This window comes from Pseudomonas sp. BN415 (genome assembly GCF_029871195.1).
GTDB lineage: Bacteria > Pseudomonadota > Gammaproteobacteria > Pseudomonadales > Pseudomonadaceae > Metapseudomonas > Metapseudomonas resinovorans.
The window spans coordinates 55,324-74,826 of the sequence record NZ_SSOK01000072.1 but is presented as its reverse complement, the minus strand read 5'-3'; the positions used below and the strand labels follow the sequence as shown (position 1 = coordinate 74,826).

Below are 19,503 nucleotides of genomic sequence, written 5' to 3'. Positions count from 1 at the left end.
GAGGAGCCCACGATCATGAAAACCCAAGCCTTCGCCGCCCTGTTCATCGCCGCCCTGAGCACCTCCGTCTTCGCCCTGCCGTCTGACTCCCAGCCGGTGCTGGGTGAGTCGCGGGAAGCCACCACTATCCAGGTCATCGAGCCGGTGGCTGCCGAAGGTGGCTTCATGGTGCTGGACCGCGTTGCTGAAGGTGGCGCCGACCGCACCAGTGCCAACCGCATTGCCGAAGGTGGCGCCGACCGCACCGGTGCCAGCCGTATTGCTGAAAGTGGCTCGGATCGCACCAATAGCTTCCGCGTAGCCGAAGGCGGTTCGGATCGCCTGCTGCAGGCCCAGCGCGTCAGCTGATCCCAGCTTGCAACACCCCCTTCAAGCCCGGCGCATGCCGGGCTTTATTGTTTGATATCCGAAGCTGGATGAACCTTCCCCTGCAAGGACGCATTCATTCGCGACATCACGCCAGCCGGTACGTCCAGATCCGCCGCACGACACTGCCGAACTGCACCGACAGACGCCCGCTGTTGTAGACCTGCCCATAACGCCCCGCGATTTCACGCACGGCCTTGGCCATCTCGGCATAGCGCCGCGCCGGTAGGTCGGGAAACAGGTGGTGTTCGATCTGGTGGCTGAGGTTACCGGTCAGGATGTGGAACAGCGGCCCACCCTCCAGGTTGCTGGAGCCACGCAGCTGACGCAGGTACCAGTGACCGCGACTTTCCCCTTCCAGCACGCTGGGCGGGAACACCGCCGCACGCTCGGTGAAGTGGCCGCAGAAGATCACGGTGAAGGTCCAGAGGTTGCGGAGCAGGTTGGCCAGCAGATTCCCCGCCAATACCGCCGTCACGCTGCTGCCCACCAGCAGGGCCAGGAGGGGAAAGGCCAGATAGTCCTTGACCGACTGGCGCAGCACCTTGGCCTTGAACTGGCGCAGACGCGGGCGTAGCTCGTCCAAACTCATGCGCCCCTTGAAGTACTGGTCCAGGCGCAGGTGCTGTACCGCCACCGAATACTGGAAGAGCAGCGCCTGCAACGTTACCCACAATGGTTGCCAGCGGTAGAAGGGTTTCCAGCGTTGCTCGGGGAAGAGCCGCACCACGCCGTAGCCGACGTCGTCGTCCATGCCCAGCACATTGGTGTAGCTGTGGTGGATATGGTTGTGGGTATGCCGCCAGAAGTCCGAGGGGCCGGCAATGTCCCACTCGTACGTGGTGCCACGCAGTTCCGGGTCGTTCATCCAGTCGTACTGGCCGTGCATGACGTTGTGGCCCAGTTCCATGTTTTCGAGGATCTTGCCCAGCCCGAGCAGGGCCACGCCCAGCAACCAGGTGGGTGGGAACCAGCCGAGCATCAGTAAGGCGCGGCCGCTCCAGCAGCAGAAGCGCACCGTTGCACGAATGCGGCGGATATAGCGGGCATCACGCTCGCCCAGGTCATCCAGGGTGCGCTGGCGCAGGGCGTCCAGTTCCGCGCCGAAGGCATCGAGTTCGGTTGGGGTTAGTTCGCGGTCGCTTCGCATCTCGAGTCCTAGAGTTCCAGTTCCACATCGCCCACTGGCGCGCTTACGCACAGGCGGATCGGCAGCCCCGGCCCGTGGGTCAGGGCACCGGTGCGCAGGTCGCGAACGCTGCCGGCCAGCAGTTGGCAGGTACAGCCGGCGCAGATGCCCTGACGGCAGCCATGGGCCGGACGCAAGCCATGGGTTTCGGCCTGCTCCAGCAGATTCGCCGCGCTGTTGCCCGCCACCTCTTGATGGGAACGGGCGAAGCGCAGGCGGACCGTCTCGCCTGTCTCAATGGACGGAGCCGGTGGCGTGAAGGCCTCCACCTGCAAGCGGCCTTCGCGGGGCGCTGCCTGCCACCAGTCATACACGTCAGCTACGAAACCGTGGGGCCCGCAGGCCAACGCGCTATCAGCCGGCACCCCGTCCAGGTGATCCGCCCGAAAGCGCCCAGCCAACTCGTCGGCTTTCGGCGCCTCGCCGCTGATGGCCCAGCGCACCTGGACGTTGGGATGGCGCACCATCAGCGCTTGCAGCTCCTCACTGAAGGCACGCTGAGCGCGCTGGCGCACGTAATGCAGCAGCGTCACCGGTGCCGAAAATCCACAGGCCAAGGCCTGGCGCAACAAACCGAGCAGGGGCGTGATGCCGCTGCCGGCCGCCAGCAACAATACGGAAGCAGCACCCTGTGGCCAGTCCAGCTCGCCCTGGGCCGGGTCCAGCTCCAGCACGGCCCCCACTTCCAGCCTGTCCAGCAACCAGTTGGACAAGCGCCCGCCGGCCTGGCGCTTCACCGCCAGTTCGATGCGCCCATCGGGCTGTACCGCCACCAGGCTGTAGCTGCGGCCTTGTCGCACCCCATCCAGCTCCAGATACAGGCGAACATGCTGGCCCGGCCTCCAACCGAGCGCATTGCCGTTGGTGCGCAGGCCGAGGGCGAGCATGTCGTCGGCCACCCAGCGGCGGGCATCGACCCGCGCGAACACCCGGCTCAGGCGCAGCACCGGGTGCACATGGCTCAGCAGACAGTCCAATTCGGCTTCCTGCAGCCAGCCACGGGCAGCCAAGGCACGCAGGGGCCTCAGCGCTGGACTGGCACGGCGCGCCAGGGAAAGGGAGATGAGGGGCATGGAAAGGCTCTAGTGAACAGTTGTGCACTAGGCTGCACGAATTTCCGAATTACAGTCAACACATGTGCACTGAAGCGAGTTCGACGCCCGCAAAGTGCTTTTGCTAGAGTGCGCCGCACATTCGCCAACGGCCGCGCCCCATGACCCAACGCTCGGAACAGAAGCAGCAGACCCGCCATGCCCTGATGGACGCCGCGCGCATCCTGATGGACAGCGGCCGCGGCTTCGGCAGCCTGAGTCTGCGGGAGGTGGCACGCAACGCCGGTATCGTCCCCACCGGCTTCTACCGTCACTTCAACGATATGGACGAGCTGGGCCTGGCCCTGGTCGAGGAGGTCGGCGAGACCTTCCGCGCCACCATCCGCGTGGTGCGCCACAACGAATTCGAGCTGGGCGGCATCATCGAAGCCTCCGTGCGTATCTTTCTCGACGCAGTGCTCGCCAACCGCGGCCAGTTCCTCTTCCTCGCCCGCGAGCAGTACGGCGGCTCCCAGCCCGTGCGCCAGGCCATCGGCGCATTGCGCCAGCGCATCACCGACGACCTGGCCGCTGACCTCAAGCTGATCAACCGCATGCCGCATCTGGATGACGATTGCCTCGACCTGGTGGCCGACCTGGTCGTGAAGACGGTGTTCGCCACCCTCCCCGAGCTGATCGATCCGCCGGCCGACAACCTGCCGCCGCATCTGCTGCCCGCCGCCAAGATCACCCAACAGCTGCGCTTCATCATGATCGGCGGCAAGCACTGGCTGGGACCGGGCAAACCCAAAAACTGACCGCCCCGACAACACCCGCGCACCGCATCGGTGCGACGCGCACCACATCGGACCACCATCGCGCCCCACAGACAGGCACACGCCCGCGAAAGCCCCCATGAACAGGCGCTGAGCCATCTTGGCAAGGGCCTTGCTCAGCACCCGGCATTGCACACTGCCGGATTCACCCGATGCTGGTCATCCACGAACGAATTGAAGCCCAGCCCAGCTGGGACGAAGAGCTGCTGCTGACCTACGAGGCGCGCAGCAAGAGTCGCCTGCGCTGCTTCACCGCCCAGGGCGAGGACGTTGGCCTGTTCCTCGAACGTGGCCAGCCGCCGCTGCGCGACGGCGATTGCCTGCGCAGCCAGGACGGCCGCGTGGTGCGGGTCAGCGCCCGCCCGGAGGCGCTGCTCCATGTCACCTGCGCCAGTGCCTTCGAGCTGACCCGCGCCGCCTACCACCTCGGCAATCGCCACGTCGCCCTGCAGATCGGCGACGGCTGGCTGCGACTGCTGGACGACTACGTGCTCAAAGCCATGCTCGAACAACTGGGGGCCTCGGTAGAAAACATCGAGGCCGGCTTCCAGCCCGAGCACGGTGCCTATGGCGGCGGCCATCACCACTCTCACCAGCTGGAGGCTGACTTCAGCTACGCGCCTCGCCTGCATCAGTTCGGTGTGCGCAAGTGAACAAGGCATGGCAGCTGCTTCGGCTTGCCAGCCCTCAACTACCCATTGGCGGCTACAGCTACTCGCAAGGACTGGAGCTGGCCGTGGACAGCGGACGCGTGCATGACGCGGACAGCGCCGCGTGCTGGATCACCGACCAACTGCTGCTCAACCTGGCGCGCTTCGAGGCGCCCCTGCTACTGGCTCATTGCGAGGCTGCCGCGCAGGGGAACTGGGCGGAGTTGAAGGCGCTTGCCGAACGCCACCGCGCCAGCCGCGAAACCCGCGAGCTGCAGCTGGAAAGCCGGCAGATGGGCTACTCCCTGCGCCAGTTGCTGAATGACCTGCCCGAGCAGGACGACGCCGCACGCGTCCTCTTTGCCGAACTGGATGAACCCGGCCTGGCCGTGGCCTGGGCCCTGGCCGCACGCGCCTGGTCCATCGACCCGCAGGACGCACTCGCCGCCTGGCTCTGGGGCTGGCTGGAGAACCAACTGGCGGTGCTGATGAAAACCCTACCGCTGGGCCAGCAAGCCGCCCAGCGCCTGACCTCCGCCCTGCTGCCCTGCCTGGAGCAGGCCCAGCGCGCGGCCAGTGAAATCCCCCCGGCGCGTTGGGGCAGTGCCGCCTTCGGCCTGGCCCTGGCGAGCATGGCGCACGAGCGCCAATACAGCCGTCTGTTCCGTTCCTAGGAGATGCACAGCATATGAACAGCCAACCCCTACGCGTCGGCATCGGCGGCCCGGTCGGTTCCGGCAAGACCGCCCTGACCCTGGCCCTTTGCCGCGCCCTGCGCGACCGCTACAACCTGGCGGTGGTGACCAACGATATCTACACCCAGGAAGATGCCCAGTTCCTGGTGCGCAACGAGGCTCTGAATCCTGAGCGCATCATCGGTGTCGAGACCGGCGGCTGCCCGCACACGGCTATCCGCGAGGACGCCTCGATCAACCTGGAAGCCGTGGAGCAGCTCAACCGCCGTTTCCCCGGCCTGGACCTGATCCTGGTGGAATCCGGCGGCGACAACCTGTCCGCCACCTTCAGCCCGGAACTCTCCGACCTGACCATTTACGTGATCGACGTCTCCGCCGGCGACAAGCTGCCGCGCAAGGGCGGCCCCGGCATCTGCAAGTCGGACCTGCTGGTGATCAACAAGGTGGACCTCGCGCCCATGGTCGGCGCCTCGCTGGAGGTCATGGACCGGGACGCCCGCAAGATGCGCGGCGAGCGCCCCTTCGTGTTCAGCAACCAGAAGGTCGGCCAGGGCCTCGACGAGATCATCGCCTTCATCGAGAAACAGGGCCTGCTCACCCATTAACTCCCCTCCCCGACCGGGAGAGGGGCCGGAGGTGTGGGAGGTAATCCCCCACTCCCGCTCTCATGTGAAAGGAGCTTCACCATGAACCTGCGCAAGTCGCTTTTCGCCATCGCCCTGTTCCTCACCCCGGCCATGGCGTTCGCCCATGCCGGCCACGACCATTCCGGCCTGATGGCGGGTGTTGCACACCCGGTCACCGGCCTCGATCACCTCTTGGCCATGCTCGCGGTCGGCCTTTGGGCAGCGCAGCAACAGGGCAAGGCGCGCTGGGCGCTGCCCCTGACCTTCGTCGGCACCATGCTGCTGGGCGGCCTTGCCGGTTTTGCCGGTGTGGAGATGCCGCTGATGGAAACCGGTATTGCCGGCTCGGTGCTCGCCCTCGGCCTGCTGGTGGCCGTGGCGGTGCGTCCGCCGCTGTGGCTGGCCATGGGCCTGACCGCCCTGTTCGCCCTGGCCCATGGCGTTGCCCACGGCCTGGAACTGCCGGACCTGGCCAGCCCCTGGGGCTACGCCGCCGGCTTCGTCGCTGCCACCGCCGCCCTGCATGCCGCCGGCTACGGCCTGGTGCGCGCCCTGCCGCGCGCCGCCGCACCACTGGTGCGTATTGCCGGTGGTCTCTCGGCTGGGGCCGGGGCCTGGTTGTTGGCAAGCTGAGCACGGCCTGTCACCAAACGCTGTGGGGGCGATTTCAATCGCTAAGCAGACCGCAGGTCTGCCATTCGGCCTCGCAATTGGGGCAGCTGCGCTGCCCTTCTCGAATGAATTCGCCCCCAAAAGAAAAGCACGATGCCCCCAAGCAGCATCGATTCACCTACCTACATCCCAACCCGCACACCTCCCCCTCGCCTCACCGTCACGTCTTTGTCATAGTCCCCGCGTTTGATTCGGCACGCCCGTCCACGTCTTACGGATAAGAACAACATGAAGCGCTTCGCCCGATTCTTTCTCGCTCCGCTGTTTCTCATCGTCGTCGCCCTGCTGGCGCTGGCCCTGACCAGCCGCCCGACGGAACGTCCCGCGGTGCTCGCCGGCTTTGGCGACCAACCTCTGGTGATCGCCCATCGCGGCGGTCGCGGCCTCTGGCCGGAAAATACCCTGTTCGCCTTCGAGCGCGCCGCCGCCCTCAAGGTGGACATGCTGGAAATGGATCTTCGCCGCACCCGTGACGGCGAACTGGTGGTGTTGCACGACGCACGCGTGGATCGCACCACCAATGGCGACGGCAAGGTGGCGGAGCTTTCGCTCGCCGAGGTGCAGGCCCTGGACGCCGGCTACCGCTGGAGCGCCGATGGTGGCGAGAGCCATCCCTATCGCGGTCAGGGCATCCGTATCCCGACTTTCGCCGAGGTGCTGGAGCGTTTTCCAGAGCACCCCAAGGTCGTGGAGATCAAGGTGCCGGATGTCGGTATGGAGGAGCAGGTCTGCGCCCTGCTGGACAAGCACGGGCAGCGTGAGCGGGTGCTGGTGGGGAGTTTCCACGAACGCAGCCTGAGCCGCTTCCGCGAGGTCTGCCCTGGCGTCGCCACCTCCGCCGGACCGACCTCGGTGCGCCTGCTGGTGGCGCTGAACTGGATCGGCCTGGGCAATCTGGTCAGCCCCTCCTACCAGGCCCTGCAGATTCCAGAACGCAGCGGCAGCCTGCAGGTGGCCAGTGATCGCCTGATGCGAACCGCACTGCAACGCGGGCTGGCGGTCCAGATGTGGACCATCAACGAGCAACCGGCCATGCGCCACCTGCTGGACATGGGGGCGAATGGCCTGATCACCGATTACCCGGATCGCGCCCTGCAGCTGCTGGGGCGCTCCACCCGCATCACTTCGCTGAGCGATCGATAGCGAAGCCTGCCCAGGTCTGGCTCACCGGCATCAGCTCGAGGGTGTTGATGTTGATGTGAGCCGGCTGGTTCATGATCCAGAAGATGGTTTCGGCGATGTCCTCTGGCTGAATCGCCTCGGCACCGGCGTAGGTCGCGTCGTACTTGGCCTGGTCGCCGCCGAAGCGCACCAGGGAGAACTCGCTCTCGCATAGGCCCGGTTCAATGTTGGAGACGCGTACGCCAGTGCCCACCAGGTCGTTGCGCAGGCTCAGTGAGAACTGGGCGACGAAGGCCTTGGTGGCGCCATACACGTGGCTGCCCGGATAGGGCCAGTTGCCCGCTACCGAACCCAGGTTGACGATGCTCGCGCCACGGCCGTGGGCGATCAGGCGCGGCAGCAACAGGCGGGTGCTGTACATCAGGCCCTTGATGTTGGTATCGACCATGGTGTCCCAGTCATCCAGGTCGCACTTGGGCGCTGGGTCGGCCCCCAGGGCCAGGCCGGCGTTATTGATCAGGCCACGAATCTTCTCGTACTTCGCCGGCAGGCCGGCAATGGCCGCTTCCATGGCCTTGCGATCACGCACGTCGAGTTCCAGGGTGTGCACGTCGGTCAGGGCCGAGAGTTCATCCTTCAGCGCCTGCAGGCGCGCGGCGCGGCGGCCGGTCAGCACCAGCGACCAGCCGGCCTGGGCAAAGCGCCGGGCGCAGGCCTCGCCGAATCCCGAGGTGGCGCCGGTGATGAAAACGGTGGAAGTCATGCTGTTCTCCTTGCTCTGGGGCACGGGCCCGTTGCGAATAAACCGGCATAGGTTACGCGATCCGCAGGGCCGCGCTCCTGGCGAAAAATTCACCATGACCATGAACGGCGCGTCAGCAGTGGCTTGGCGCATGTATTCCCAAGCTTATCCACAGTTTTTCACACAGTAGACGGGGACAACTCGGCAGGCGTCGTTCGGCGGTGGATGAATGCTGCAAGCCACGGTTTTCAAGAGGAAAACAATCATTGATCAGAATCTGAACAACTGCATGATCGGTGCGTAAACCGCAGCCTGGAGAGAAGTGCCACCAAGTTATCCACAGAACGTTGCACAGAGATTGTGATCAATCCCGCCGCCGCGTCATCGACTCGCTGTGCATATCTCCACTTCGGACAGACGGGGCCGGCACTTTTCCCCATGGACCTAGACTTCCCTGCCTAACCACAGAGGAGATCGAGCCATGGTCAAAGTCGCCTTGCTGGTACGCCTGGAAGCCAAGCCCGGCAAAGTCGCCGATGTGGAGGACTTTCTCCGCGACGGCCTGCCACTGGTGCAGGAGGAGCCCGATACCACGGCCTGGTTCGCCCTGCGCATGGGGCCGCATAGCTTTGGCATCTTCGACGCCTTCGACAGTGACCGGGGGTTGCAGACTCATATGACTGGCAAGGTAGCCGCAGCCCTGATGGAGCGCGCCGGGGAACTGTTCAGCGAGCCCCCAAAAATCGAGCGGGTGGAGGTGCTGGCCTCGAAGTTGCCTTTTGCCGACGCAGGGCTGTAGGGACGAATTCATTCGCCCCTACGGAGAAACCCACTATGCAGCGATGGACAGCAGCAACTGCGCGGCAATCAGGTCTTCCAGGGCATAGCCCACGGATTTGAACAGGGTGATTTCGCTGTTGGTCTGGCGGTGGCCACGACCGTGCAGCAGGTCGGCCAGCTCGAAGTGGAGGCTCTGCTCGGTGATGACGCCATCGGCGATGGCAAAGAGCAGGTCACCGGCTTCTTCCAAGGCTCCCGCACGCGTATCGACGACGATGCGCGAACGGGCTACGGCGGCGCTGTCGGTTTCACGCATGCTCGGCAGGAACGCCCCCACCAGGTCGAGGTGGGTGCCCGGCCGCAGCCAGTCCCCGAGGATCAGGGGTGAGGTCGAGGTGGTGACGCAGCTGATGCAGTCGGCTTGTTGGGCGCAGGTCTGCAGGTCGGGGGCGACGTGTACCGGGTAGCCTTCCTCTGCCAGTTGGCGCACCAGTTCGGCAGCCTTGTCCGGGTGGCGCCCCCAGATATCCACACGCTCGTACGGCCGCACCACGCTATGGGCACGGACCATGTGCGCGGCGAGTGTGCCCGTGCCCACCACCAGCAGGCGGCTGGCGTCGTGGCGCACCAGGGCGCTGGCGGCCAGCGCCGAGGTGCAGGCGGTGCGCCGGGCGGTTAGCTCGGAGGCCTCCAGAACCGCCAGGGGGCGGCCGGTGGCGTCGTCGAACAGGGTGAAAAGTGCAGCGACCGAGGGCAGGCCCTTCTCGCCATTGTGGGGATATACGGTCACCAGCTTCACGCCAACGCCCTGCCCTTTCTGCCAGACCGGCATGCACAGCAGCGAGGCGTCGTCGGGCAGTGCGTGGCAGGCGCGAACAGGGGACTCGGCGGGGTTGGCCAGGCCGTGGCGCAAGGCGTCGATGAGTTGTGGATAAGTCAGCGCCGCGGCGACGTCGGCGTTGGTGAAGAAGCGCAGGGTTTGCATGGGAGTCTCCTTGGCAGGCTCGGAGCGCGGGAGGCTTCCCTCACCCCCGGTCCCTCTCCCAGAGGGAGAGGGACGTCGATCCGGGGAGAGGGGAGCAAAGGCGGTCAGTGACCGCCGAGGTAGGCGTTGCGGACGTCCTGGTTGCCCAGCAGTTCTTCGCCCGTGCCGCTCATGCGGATTTCCCCGGTGACCATCACGTAGGCGCGGTCGGAGAGCCTGAGCGCGTGGTTGGCGTTCTGCTCGACGAGAAAGATGGTCATGCCGGTCTGGGCCAGCTCCCGCAGGGTCTGGAAGATCTGCTTGACCACGATGGGCGCCAGGCCCAGCGAGGGCTCATCGAGCAGCAGCAGCTTGGGTCGGCTCATGAGCGCTCGGGCGATGGCGAGCATCTGCTGCTCGCCGCCGGACATGGTCATGGCGCGCTGATTGCGCCGCTCCTTCAAGCGCGGGAAGAGATCGAACATGCGCTGCATGTCCTCGTCCGCATGGTCCGTGCCGATGGGGATGGTGCCCATCAGCAGGTTCTCCTCGACGCTCATGTCGGGGAACACCCGGCGTCCTTCCGGCGACTGGGCGACGCCGTTGGAGGCAACGTAGTGCGCCGATTTGTGGGTGATGTCGGTGCCCCGGTAGACGATGGCGCCATTCGCCGCGCGTGGCTGGCCGAAGATGGACATCAGCAGGGTCGACTTGCCCGCGCCGTTGGCGCCGATCAGGCTCACCGTCTCGCCTTCGTTGATGTGCAGGCTGACGCCCCGTAACGCTTGGATGGGGCCGTAGAAGACGTCGACATCCTTGAACTCCAGGAGAGGCGCACTCATGCCACTTCCTCCTCTTCGGCACCGAGGTACGCGGCGATCACCTTGGGATCGTGGCGGATGTCGTGGGGGTTGCCTTCGGCAATCACTTCGCCGTGGTCCAGCACCACGATGTGGTCGGAAATGCTCATCACCATGCCCATGTCGTGTTCGATCAGCAGTACGGTCTGGTCGTGTTCGTCGCGCAGCTTGCGGATGATCCGGCTGAGCGCTTCGGTCTCCGCCGGGTTGAGGCCGGCGGCCGGTTCGTCGAGGCAGATCAGTTGCGGCCGGGTACACATGGCGCGGGCGATCTCCAGGCGGCGCTGCTGGCCGTATGAGAGTTCGCCGGCCAGGCGGTTGGCGCAGTCCACCAGGTCCACCACTTCCAGCCAGTAGAAGGCGTGGTTAAGCGCATCCTCTTCGGATTTGCGGAAGCCCGGGGTATTGAACACGCCGGCCAGCAGGTTGCGGTTGACCCACATGTGCTGGGCCACCAGCAGGTTCTCCACCACCGACATTTCGCGGAACAGCCGGATGTTCTGGAAGGTCCGCGCAAGCCCCGCACGGTTCACCAGGTGGGTGCCGCCGAACATCTTGTAGCGCAGGCGGCTGGCGAACTGCGCCGGGTTGACGAAGTCCGTGGGCTGGAAGGGTTCGCCGAGCACCTTGATCACGTCCGTGGTGGTTCCACGGGCATTGAGCTGGATGCGCCCGCCGGTAGCCTTGTAGAAGCCGGTCAGGCAGTTGAACACGGTGGTCTTGCCGGCACCATTGGGGCCGATCAGCGCGGAAATGGAGCCGCGCTTGATCTTCAGGCTGACGTCGTTGAGCGCCTTGATGCCACCGAAGTGCATCATCAGGTGCTCGACGCTGAGGATGTATTCGTTGCTCATGGGGCGACTCCTTTACGCGGGGTGAAACCGGTGCGGCTGATTCGGATCAGCCCGCGCGGCCGCCAGATCATCATCAACACCATGAGTACACCAAACAGCAGCACGCGATAGTCGGCGAAGGTGCGCAGTAGCTCTGGGGCCACGGTCAGCACGAAAGCGGCGATCACCACGCCGACCGTGGAGCCCATGCCACCCAGCACGACGATGGCGAGGATCAACGCCGACTCGAAGAAGGTGAAGGACGACGGGTTCACGAAGCCCTGGTAGCTGGCGAAGAACACCCCGGCCAAGCCGGCGGTGGAGGCGCCCAGCATGAACGCCGAGAGTTTCACCAGCACGTGGTTCAGGCCCATGGCGCGGCAGGCGATTTCATCCTCGCGCAGCGCTTCCCAGGCGCGCCCGACCGGCATGCGGGTCAGGCGGTGCTTGATGTAGAGCACCAGCATCACCACCAGGAACAGCACCACGTAGATGAACAGGAACTTCAGGTTGGGGTTGTAGGCAACGCCGAAGAATTCGTGGAAGGGCACTCCGCCATCCTTCGCTCGCCGGCCGAACTCAAGACCGAGGAAGGTGGGCGCCGGTACCGACATGCCGTTCGGGCCGCCGGTGAAGCTCAGCCAGTTGTTGAGGATCAGGCGAATGATCTCGCCGAAGCCCAGGGTCACGATGGCCAGGTAGTCGCCATGCATGCGCAGCACCGGGAAACCCAGCAATGCGCCGGCCAGGGCGGCCAGCAAGGCGGACAGCGGCAGCACGGTCCAGAAGCCCAGGCCCAGGTGCTCGTAGCCCAGCGCCAGGCCGTAGGCGCCGATGGCATAGAAGGCCACGTAGCCGAGGTCGAGCAGGCCGGCGAGGCCAACCACGATGTTCAGGCCCAGGCCCAGCAGCACATAGATCAGCCCGAGGATGACCACGGTGAGCAGGTACTTGCTGGCGAAGAACGGAAAGACCACCGCGGCGACGATCAGCAGCGGGATGATCCAGCGCAGGCGGCTCTGGTAGTCAGGGGCACGCACATGCACGCCGGAACCCGTGGTCTCGAAGCGCTGCATCAGCGTTTCGCCGCGTGGCGTCTGCAGGTAGAGGCTGAGGAAGAAACGGCCGAGCATGACCACGCTGATCATTACGCCGACGCGCTTGAAGTCCAGGTTGAAGCTGTAACCGTCCAGCACCACGCCCATGATGGGGCCGAAGACGATAAGGGCGAGCAGACCGGCGACGACGGCGTCGATCAGGCTCTTCTTGATATCCAGGGGTTTCCTGGCAATGGCAGAAGTCATGATTACACCTTGGCGACGTGCGGACGGCCCAGCAGGCCCTGGGGACGGAAGATCAGGATCAGCACCAGCAGGGAGAAGCTGAACACGTCCTTGTAGTCGGTATTGACCATGCCGGAGAACTGCGCCTCGGCGATGCCGAGGATGATGCCGCCAAGCATCGCGCCGGGCAGCGAGCCGATGCCGCCGAGCACCGCTGCGGTGAAGGCCTTGATGCCGATGATGAAGCCGGCATAGAAGTCGAAGGTGCCGTAGTTCATGGTGATCAGCACACCGGCCAGGGCGGCCATGGCGGCGCCGATGACGAACACGTAGGAGATCACCCGGTCAGTATTGATGCCGAGGATCGACGCCATCTTGCGGTCCTGCTGGGTGGCGCGGCACATACGGCCGAGCTTGGTGCGCTGGATGATATAGGTCAGCAAGCCCATGCCGACGAAGGCCGCTATCAGGATGAATACCTTGGTGTAGGTCAGCTGCACGAAGCCGTCGCCGATATGGAACTTCAACGCGCCGTCGAGCAACGTGGGCACGCCCTGCTGGCGGGCACCCTGGCTGAGCTGCACGTAGTTCTGCAGGATCAGCGACATGCCGATGGCGGAGATCAGGGGCGCCAGGCGGGTGGAGTTGCGCAGCGGCTTGTAGGCGATGCGTTCGATCACGAAACCGTACACACCGGTCACCAGGATGGTGAACAGCAGGGTGCCGAGGATCAGCAGCGGGAAGGACTCGACCCCGAAGAAGGCCAGGATGGCCAGGGTGATCGCGGCGAGGTAGGCGGAGATCATGTACACCTCGCCGTGGGCGAAGTTGATCATGCCGATGATGCCGTAAACCATGGTGTAGCCGATGGCGATCAAACCGTAGACGGACCCGAGGGTCAGCCCGTTGATCAGCTGTTGCAGGATAATACCGTCCATCACTCAGTCTCGTCTTTTGGGGGTCCAGCCTTGGGTTCGGCCAGCTCCCGCGAGTGGAATCAGACGGGCACCACTGAATTACCGTGTCAAATCGGGCAGTCACCCACCCGGCTCAAGCGAAAAAGGACTTCAGCAGTTTCCCGGAATGCACCGACCGGCCAAGCGCGGGTGGCGCCTGGCCGGTCAGCCGAGCTAGCAAACAGTGTCGGTTCAGGATCGGGCGAGCCAGAGCCAGACCGCCGACGATCCCGGCCGACACTTACTGCTGGGAGTACTTACCCTTGTCGTCCCACTCGTAGATCACGTAGTCGGAAACTTTCAGGTCGCCCTTGGCATCCCATTCCTTCTTGCCCATCACGGTCTGTACCGGATTGGCCTTCAGCCATTCACTGGCCTTGGCCGGATCGTTCGCGCCGGCGCCGTTGAAGCCGGCCGCCAGGGCTTGCAGGGTTGCATAGGCGTAGAGGGTGTAGCCTTCCGGCTCGAAGCCGCCGGCGCGGAACTTCTCGATCACAGCCTGGCCGTCAGCGATCTTGCGCGGGTCGGCGCCGAAGGTCATCTGCACGCCCTTGGTGTATTGCGGGCCGCCGGCGGTGGTAACCAGTTCGTCAGTGACGATGCCGTCGCCGGAGAGGAACACGGCAGTCAGGCCCTGCTCGCGCATCTGGCGAACCAGCGGGCCGGCTTCCGGGTGCAGGCCGCCGAAGTAGACGACCTCGGCGCCGGTGGCGCGGATCTTGGTGACCAGGGCGTTGAAGTCTTTCTCGCCACGGGTCAGGCCTTCGTACAGGACTTCCTTCACGCCGCGCTTGGCCAACTGGGCCTTGGTCGCGTCGGCCAGGCCCTGACCGTAGGTGTCCTTGTCGTGGATGATGGCGACCTTGGTGGCCTTGAGCTTGTCGACGATGTAGTCGCCGGCCACGATGCCCTGCTGGTCGTCACGGCCGCACATGCGGAACATGCCGGAGAGACCGCGCTCGGTCACCGCAGGGTTGGTGGAGCCAGGAGTCATGGCGATGATGCCCGCTTCGTCGTAGACCTCGGACGCCGGGATGGTGGAGGAGGAGCAGAAGTGGCCGACGACAGCGATAGCCTTGTCCTGGTCCACCAGACGGTTGGCGACGGAAACGGCCTGTTTCGGCTCGCAGGCATCGTCAGCCTTGACCAGCTTGATCTTTTCGCCGTTGACGCCACCAGCGGCGTTGATGTCCTCGGCGGCCTGGGAGGCGCCGCGCCAGTATTGCTCGCCAAAGGAGGCGTTTGCGCCCGTATGGGGGCCAGCGACACCAATTACAACATCAGCCTGTGCAACGGAAGAAACGCCCAGCGCGGTGGTAACCGCCAGAGCCAGAAAGCCTTTTCTGAAAATCTTCTGCGACATGGAGTTTTGCTCCTGAGGTTTTTAGGGTTAGCGCTCGTGTTCAGCAAGTGGCGTGCCATTAGTTCTTGTAGTTGCTCCGCGCCCTGAAAGGCCCTTCCCACCTCCTACTCTTTTTATTTTTATTGTTTAAAATCAATAACTTCCAAACAAGTCCAAAAAAATCATGGGCGAGACTGAAAGCCGCACGGCATCAGTGTGCCAGCAGGTCCGGTAACAATAGACTCGCGGTACTTATTTGCACATCACTGGTGCGCGAATTTTCCCACTCCGCACTGTTACTGCCCGGCTTTTGATCCCCCCATCCTGCAAGAAACGACCCGTTGCCTCAAAGCTGTGCAACGCACTTTTTTTGCGACCTATATCACTACGCGCAAACATTGACCGGCGTGGTAGAGCGAGAAACCAGCCTCATAAAGCGAACTTCTGAGCCCCACCGCCGAAACGGCGCGCATGGGCTGGAATGGCATGGGCAGAACCTCTTCGTTGCCGCTCAAGAGGTAATCGGCGAAGGCCTTGCCCACCACGCTACCGGTGGTCACGCCACGGCCGTTGTAGCCGGTGAAGGCGAGCAGGCCGGGCGCCGGTTCGTAAAGGCGCATCAGATGATCGGGCGTGAAGTCGATGCAACCCGTCCAGGTGAACTCCCAGTCCACCTTGCCCAGATAGGGGAAGTAATGCCGCTGGATACGATCGGCCCAGGCGCGCAGGAACCAGTCCGGCTTGCGCGAGCCATTACCCAGGCTGCCGAGCAGCAGGCGCCCGGCGGCATCGCGGCGGATGCTGCTGAGCACCTGGCGGGTATCCCACGAACCCTGGCCTCCCGGCAGGATGCGCGCAGCGGCCTCGCCCGAGAGCGGCGTGGAAGCCACCTGGTAGTAATAACCGGGGAAGAAGTGGCGGCGCAGTTCGGTCCACTCGCCTTCGGTGTAGGCATTGGAGGCGATCACCACCTGCGGTGCGATAGCCACACCGTGCTCGCTGACCACGCACCAGTTGGTGCCCTGGCGCTCCAGGCGCAAAACCTTCGAATGCTCGAAGAGCTGACCGCCGAGGTACTTCACCGCACGGGCCAGGCCGCGGGTGTAGCCCATGGGATTGAGGGTGCCGGCGCGGCGGTCGAGCAGCGCGGCGGCGATCTTGTCGGTGCCGGTAGCCTCGCGGCAGGCGGCGCCGGTCAGCAATTCAACGGGTGCACCACGGCGTTTCCATTGCTCGCAACGGCTGGCGAGGTCAGCCTGGCCGCGAGCGTTGTGGGCCATGTGCAGGGTGCCTTCGCGGCGCAGCTGACAGTCGATGTCGTAGCGATCGACCAGGGAGAACACCAGCGACGGCGCAGCGCCCAGCGTGCGGTTGAGGCGGTCGCCGATCTGCTGGCCAAGGCCGGCCTCGATTTCGTCCGGCGGTATCCACATACCGGCATTGACCAACCCCACGTTGCGCCCGGAGCCGCCGTGGCCGGCGGTGTGGGCTTCCAGCAGGCAGACGCGCTTGCCCGCCTCCAGCAGATGCAGCGCGGCGGAAAGGCCGGTGAAACCGGCCCCGATCACGCAGACATCGACCTTGACCTCGCCGTGCAGCACGGGGCTTTCCGGCAGTTGTGGCGTCAGATACTCCCAGAGGCATTCCTGGCGCAGGGTCATGGGGTGTCGTCCTTAGGGTCTTAACCCACTCAGTCGAAGGTGATGCCCTGGGCCAGCGGCAACTCGTGGGAATAGTTCACGGTATTGGTCTGGCGGCGCATGTAGGCCTTCCAGGCATCCGAGCCGGATTCGCGGCCGCCGCCGGTTTCCTTCTCACCGCCGAATGCACCGCCGATCTCGGCGCCGCTCGGGCCGATGTTGACGTTGGCAATGCCGCAGTCGCTGCCCACTGCCGACTGGAACAGCTCGGCCTCGCGCACGTCGGTGGTGAACACGCAGGAGGACAAGCCCTGGGGCACGGCGTTGTTGAGGGCGATGGCGTCGTCGAAATCGCGGTAGCCGATCACGTAGAGGATCGGGGCGAAGGTTTCATGGCAGACCACGGCGCTCTGGCTCGGCATCTCGACGATGGCTGGCGACACGTAGTAGGCATTGGGGAACTGCGCTTCAAGCTGGCGCTCGCCACCGAACACCTTGCCGCCTTCAGCACGGGCCTGCTCCAGGGCGCGCTGCATGCCGTCGAAGCTTGGCTTGTCGATCAGCGGACCGATCAGGTTGCCCTCCAGCGGGTGGCCGATGCGCACTTTGGCGTAGGCAGCCTTCAGGCGCTCGACGATCTCGGCCTTCACCGAGTCGTGGGCGATCAGCCGGCGCAAGGTGGTGCAGCGCTGGCCGGCGGTACCGACGGCGCTGAAGAGAATGGCGCGTACGGCCAGGTCGAGGTCGGCGCTGGGGGCGAGGATCATCGCGTTGTTGCCACCCAGTTCCAGCACGCTGCGGGCGAAGCGAGCCGCCACGCGCGGGGCCACTTCACGGCCCATTCGGGTGCTGCCGGTAGCGCTCACCAATGCCACACGCGGGTCGTCCACCAGGGCTTCACCGGCTTCGCGGGCGCCGATCACCACCTGGCTCAGGTAGGCCGGGGCTTCGCTGAAATTCTTCGCCACGCGCTCGAACAGCGCCTGGCAGGCCAGGGCGGTGAGCGGGGTCTTCTCCGAGGGTTTCCACACCACCGGGTTGCCACAGACCAGCGCCAGAGCGGCGTTCCACGACCAGACGGCGACCGGGAAGTTGAACGCGCTGATGACACCGACCACACCCAGCGGGTGCCAGGTTTCACGCATGTGGTGGCCAGGGCGCTCGGAGGCGATGGTCAGGCCGTAGAGCTGGCGCGACAGGCCGACGGCGAAGTCGCAGATGTCGATCATTTCCTGCACTTCACCCAGGCCTTCCTGGGTGATCTTGCCGGCTTCCCAGGACACCAGCTCGCCCAGCTCGGTCTTGTACTGGCGCAACGCTTCGCCGTATTGGCGAATCAACTCGCCGCGTCGCGGTGCCGGGACCTTGCGCCAGGCCTGGAAGGCCTCGGCAGCGCGGGCGATCTTCTGTTCGACTTCGGCGCGGCCTTCCAGGTGTACGGTGCCGATGCGGCTGCCGTCGATGGGCGAATGAACGGCGTGATCGCCTTGCTGGTAGAGGGATGAATCGACACCGAGGCGGTCAAGCAGTGCGGCAACCATGGGAACTCCTGTCGTTAACCGGATAAATCGCGAGGGCACCAGTAATAGCCGCGAAAAGGGCTTGCCAACAAACGACCTTTCCGACACATATCATTCCGTTTATTCATGTTCCGGCCCGTCCCGAGAAAACCCGATGCTCAAACGCCACATGCCCTCGATCACCGCCCTGCAATGCTTCGAAGCGGTGGCCCGGCACCTCAGCTTCACCCGTGCGTCCGAGGAGCTGAACCTGACCCAGAGCGCGGTGAGCAAGCAGGTGGCGCAGCTCGAAGAATTGCTCCAGCACCTGCTGTTCCGCCGCGTGCGCCGACGCCTGCAACTGACCCCGGCGGGCTCGCTGTACCTGACCGAGGTGCGCAAGATCCTCGCCCAGGTGGAGATGTCCACCCACTACATGCTGTCCTACGGCGGTGATACCGAAGTGCTGCGCGTGGCCACGCCACCCACCTTCGGCGCGCGCTGGCTGATCCCGCGGCTGAAGGGCTGGCGCCTGCGTCACCCGAATATCCACCTGGACCTGCGCAACGAGCTGGAGCCCAACGCCCTGGTCCAGGGCCGTAGCGACGTAGCCTTCTATTTCGGCCATGGCGCGCTGCCCGGCGCCGAGTGCATCCGCCTGTTCAGCGAGGAAGTGGTGCCGGTCTGCGCGCCCGGCGTGATGCCCGAGCGACCCTTCACCGAGCCGACCCAGCTCACCGAACTGGTCCTGCTGCAGAACGCCACCCGCCCGGAGGCCTGGCACGAATGGTTCCAGAGCCAGGACCGGCACACCGAGCACAGCTACCACGGGCCGCGCTTCGACACTTCCTACATGTGCATCCGTGCCGCCCAGGCCGGCTGCGGCGTGGCCCTGTTGCCGCGCTTTCTGGTGGAAGAGGAACTTCAGGAAGGCAAGCTCGTAATCCCCTGGGACCACCCCATGCCCAGTCGCAATGCCTATTACCTAGCCTACCCCGAACATGCTGCCGAAGTACCGAAGGTGCGCGACTTCGTGCGCTGGATGCTGGAGCAAATGGATCAGGAATGAACGGGGCCGCTGCGCTGCCCTTGGCGAATGAGTTGGCTATGTCTGCGTTAGTTGTTGCAACGATGAAGGAAGTGCTCTAGTGCAGATCTTCGAGGCTTCCGCGCCAGCCGGACATAACCCTCATCCGAACGCGGCCCGCCCCAGCCCCTCTCCCGGAGGGAGAGGGGTGACTCGCGCTGGCGAGGCACGAACCATCCTGAAGCCCACACGGGCCTGATACCAGGCAGGCAAGGTGAGGCAGCGACTACGCCCCTTCAGGAGGCCGAGCGGAATCGTTGCGCAGGAGGACGAGCGGCATGGATGCCGCGAGAGGCGTGTGGGGCCATGGATGGCCCCTCTCGCCGTGCC

20 protein-coding genes are annotated in these 19,503 nt (G+C 64.9%); 9 read left to right on the top strand and 11 right to left on the bottom strand.

The features are described from left to right. Positions 1–15: 15 nt before the first annotated feature. Positions 16–348, top strand: coding sequence for a phage infection protein (locus E8F20_RS28385; RefSeq protein WP_280286739.1), 333 nt, complete (start codon positions 16–18; stop codon positions 346–348). 106 nt (positions 349–454) lie between these two features. Here the strand turns inward: E8F20_RS28385 and E8F20_RS28380 are convergent, their stop codons facing one another. Further along, on the bottom strand, positions 455–1,516 hold the full coding sequence (locus tag E8F20_RS28380; protein WP_280286738.1) for a fatty acid desaturase: 1,062 nt from the start codon (positions 1,514–1,516) through the stop codon (positions 455–457). Between the two features lie 8 nt (positions 1,517–1,524). Further along, positions 1,525–2,628 carry a ferredoxin reductase gene (locus tag E8F20_RS28375; protein ID WP_280286737.1) on the bottom strand — a complete coding sequence of 368 codons (1,104 nt, stop codon included), beginning with the start codon at positions 2,626–2,628 and terminating at the stop codon, positions 1,525–1,527. A 140-nt stretch (positions 2,629–2,768) separates the two neighbouring features. Here E8F20_RS28375 and E8F20_RS28370 point away from each other — a divergent pair, with 140 nt between their 5' ends. From E8F20_RS28370 to E8F20_RS28345, 6 genes are all read left to right on the top strand, one after another. Continuing rightward, complete coding sequence (locus E8F20_RS28370) at positions 2,769–3,404, top strand: TetR family transcriptional regulator (protein WP_028630695.1); 636 nt, start codon at positions 2,769–2,771, stop codon at positions 3,402–3,404. A 170-nt stretch (positions 3,405–3,574) separates the two neighbouring features. Then, entirely contained in the window at positions 3,575–4,075 is a 501-nt protein-coding gene (ureE, locus tag E8F20_RS28365; RefSeq protein WP_028630694.1) for an urease accessory protein UreE, read from the top strand. Further along, complete coding sequence (locus tag E8F20_RS28360; protein ID WP_280286736.1) at positions 4,072–4,746, top strand: urease accessory UreF family protein; 675 nt, start codon at positions 4,072–4,074, stop codon at positions 4,744–4,746. The genes ureE and E8F20_RS28360 overlap by 4 nt, the downstream gene beginning before the upstream one ends. A 14-nt stretch (positions 4,747–4,760) precedes the next feature. After that, on the top strand, positions 4,761–5,372 hold the full coding sequence (gene ureG, locus E8F20_RS28355; protein ID WP_280286735.1) for an urease accessory protein UreG: 612 nt from the start codon (positions 4,761–4,763) through the stop codon (positions 5,370–5,372). Positions 5,373–5,453: 81 nt separating this feature from the next. After that, positions 5,454–6,026, top strand: coding sequence for a HupE/UreJ family protein (locus E8F20_RS28350; RefSeq protein WP_280286734.1), 573 nt, complete (start codon positions 5,454–5,456; stop codon positions 6,024–6,026). Positions 6,027–6,293: 267 nt separating this feature from the next. Further along, a complete protein-coding gene (locus E8F20_RS28345) occupies positions 6,294–7,208 on the top strand; it encodes a glycerophosphodiester phosphodiesterase (RefSeq protein WP_280286733.1) in 915 nt (304 codons plus the stop codon). On the opposite strand, the gene E8F20_RS28340 is transcribed toward E8F20_RS28345, so the two are convergent. Then, a complete protein-coding gene (locus tag E8F20_RS28340) occupies positions 7,186–7,950 on the bottom strand; it encodes an SDR family oxidoreductase (protein ID WP_280286732.1) in 765 nt (254 codons plus the stop codon). The genes E8F20_RS28345 and E8F20_RS28340 overlap by 23 nt on opposite strands. Positions 7,951–8,410: 460 nt before the next feature. On the opposite strand from E8F20_RS28340, the gene E8F20_RS28335 reads away from it, so the two are divergent. Continuing rightward, entirely contained in the window at positions 8,411–8,728 is a 318-nt protein-coding gene (locus tag E8F20_RS28335; protein WP_280286731.1) for an antibiotic biosynthesis monooxygenase, read from the top strand. 33 nt (positions 8,729–8,761) lie between these two features. Here E8F20_RS28335 and E8F20_RS28330 read toward each other — a convergent pair whose 3' ends face one another. The 8 genes from E8F20_RS28330 to E8F20_RS28295 form a co-directional block, all read right to left on the bottom strand. Continuing rightward, positions 8,762–9,694: an ornithine cyclodeaminase family protein gene (locus E8F20_RS28330; protein WP_280286730.1), complete on the bottom strand. Its 933-nt coding sequence runs from the start codon at positions 9,692–9,694 to the stop codon at positions 8,762–8,764. Between the two features lie 104 nt (positions 9,695–9,798). Then, complete coding sequence (locus E8F20_RS28325; protein ID WP_280286729.1) at positions 9,799–10,515, bottom strand: ABC transporter ATP-binding protein; 717 nt, start codon at positions 10,513–10,515, stop codon at positions 9,799–9,801. Then, a complete protein-coding gene (locus tag E8F20_RS28320; protein ID WP_280286728.1) occupies positions 10,512–11,387 on the bottom strand; it encodes an ATP-binding cassette domain-containing protein in 876 nt (291 codons plus the stop codon). The genes E8F20_RS28325 and E8F20_RS28320 overlap by 4 nt, the downstream gene beginning before the upstream one ends. Continuing rightward, entirely contained in the window at positions 11,384–12,670 is a 1,287-nt protein-coding gene (gene livM / locus E8F20_RS28315; RefSeq protein WP_280286727.1) for a high-affinity branched-chain amino acid ABC transporter permease LivM, read from the bottom strand. Before livM ends, E8F20_RS28320 begins: the two co-directional genes overlap by 4 nt. 2 nt (positions 12,671–12,672) lie before the next feature. Beyond that, on the bottom strand, positions 12,673–13,587 hold the full coding sequence (locus E8F20_RS28310; protein WP_280286726.1) for a branched-chain amino acid ABC transporter permease LivH: 915 nt from the start codon (positions 13,585–13,587) through the stop codon (positions 12,673–12,675). Between the two features lie 259 nt (positions 13,588–13,846). Beyond that, positions 13,847–14,968: a branched-chain amino acid ABC transporter substrate-binding protein gene (locus E8F20_RS28305; protein WP_028630682.1), complete on the bottom strand. Its 1,122-nt coding sequence runs from the start codon at positions 14,966–14,968 to the stop codon at positions 13,847–13,849. 356 nt (positions 14,969–15,324) lie between these two features. Then, complete coding sequence (locus E8F20_RS28300; RefSeq protein WP_280286725.1) at positions 15,325–16,608, bottom strand: FAD-binding oxidoreductase; 1,284 nt, start codon at positions 16,606–16,608, stop codon at positions 15,325–15,327. 29 nt (positions 16,609–16,637) lie between these two features. Next, positions 16,638–18,128 (bottom strand): aldehyde dehydrogenase family protein, encoded by a 1,491-nt coding sequence (locus E8F20_RS28295; protein ID WP_280286724.1) that lies wholly within the window; start codon positions 18,126–18,128, stop codon positions 16,638–16,640. 133 nt (positions 18,129–18,261) lie between these two features. On the opposite strand from E8F20_RS28295, the gene E8F20_RS28290 reads away from it, so the two are divergent. After that, a complete protein-coding gene (locus tag E8F20_RS28290; RefSeq protein ID WP_280286723.1) occupies positions 18,262–19,155 on the top strand; it encodes a LysR family transcriptional regulator in 894 nt (297 codons plus the stop codon). The last annotated feature ends 348 nt before the right edge of the window (positions 19,156–19,503 follow it).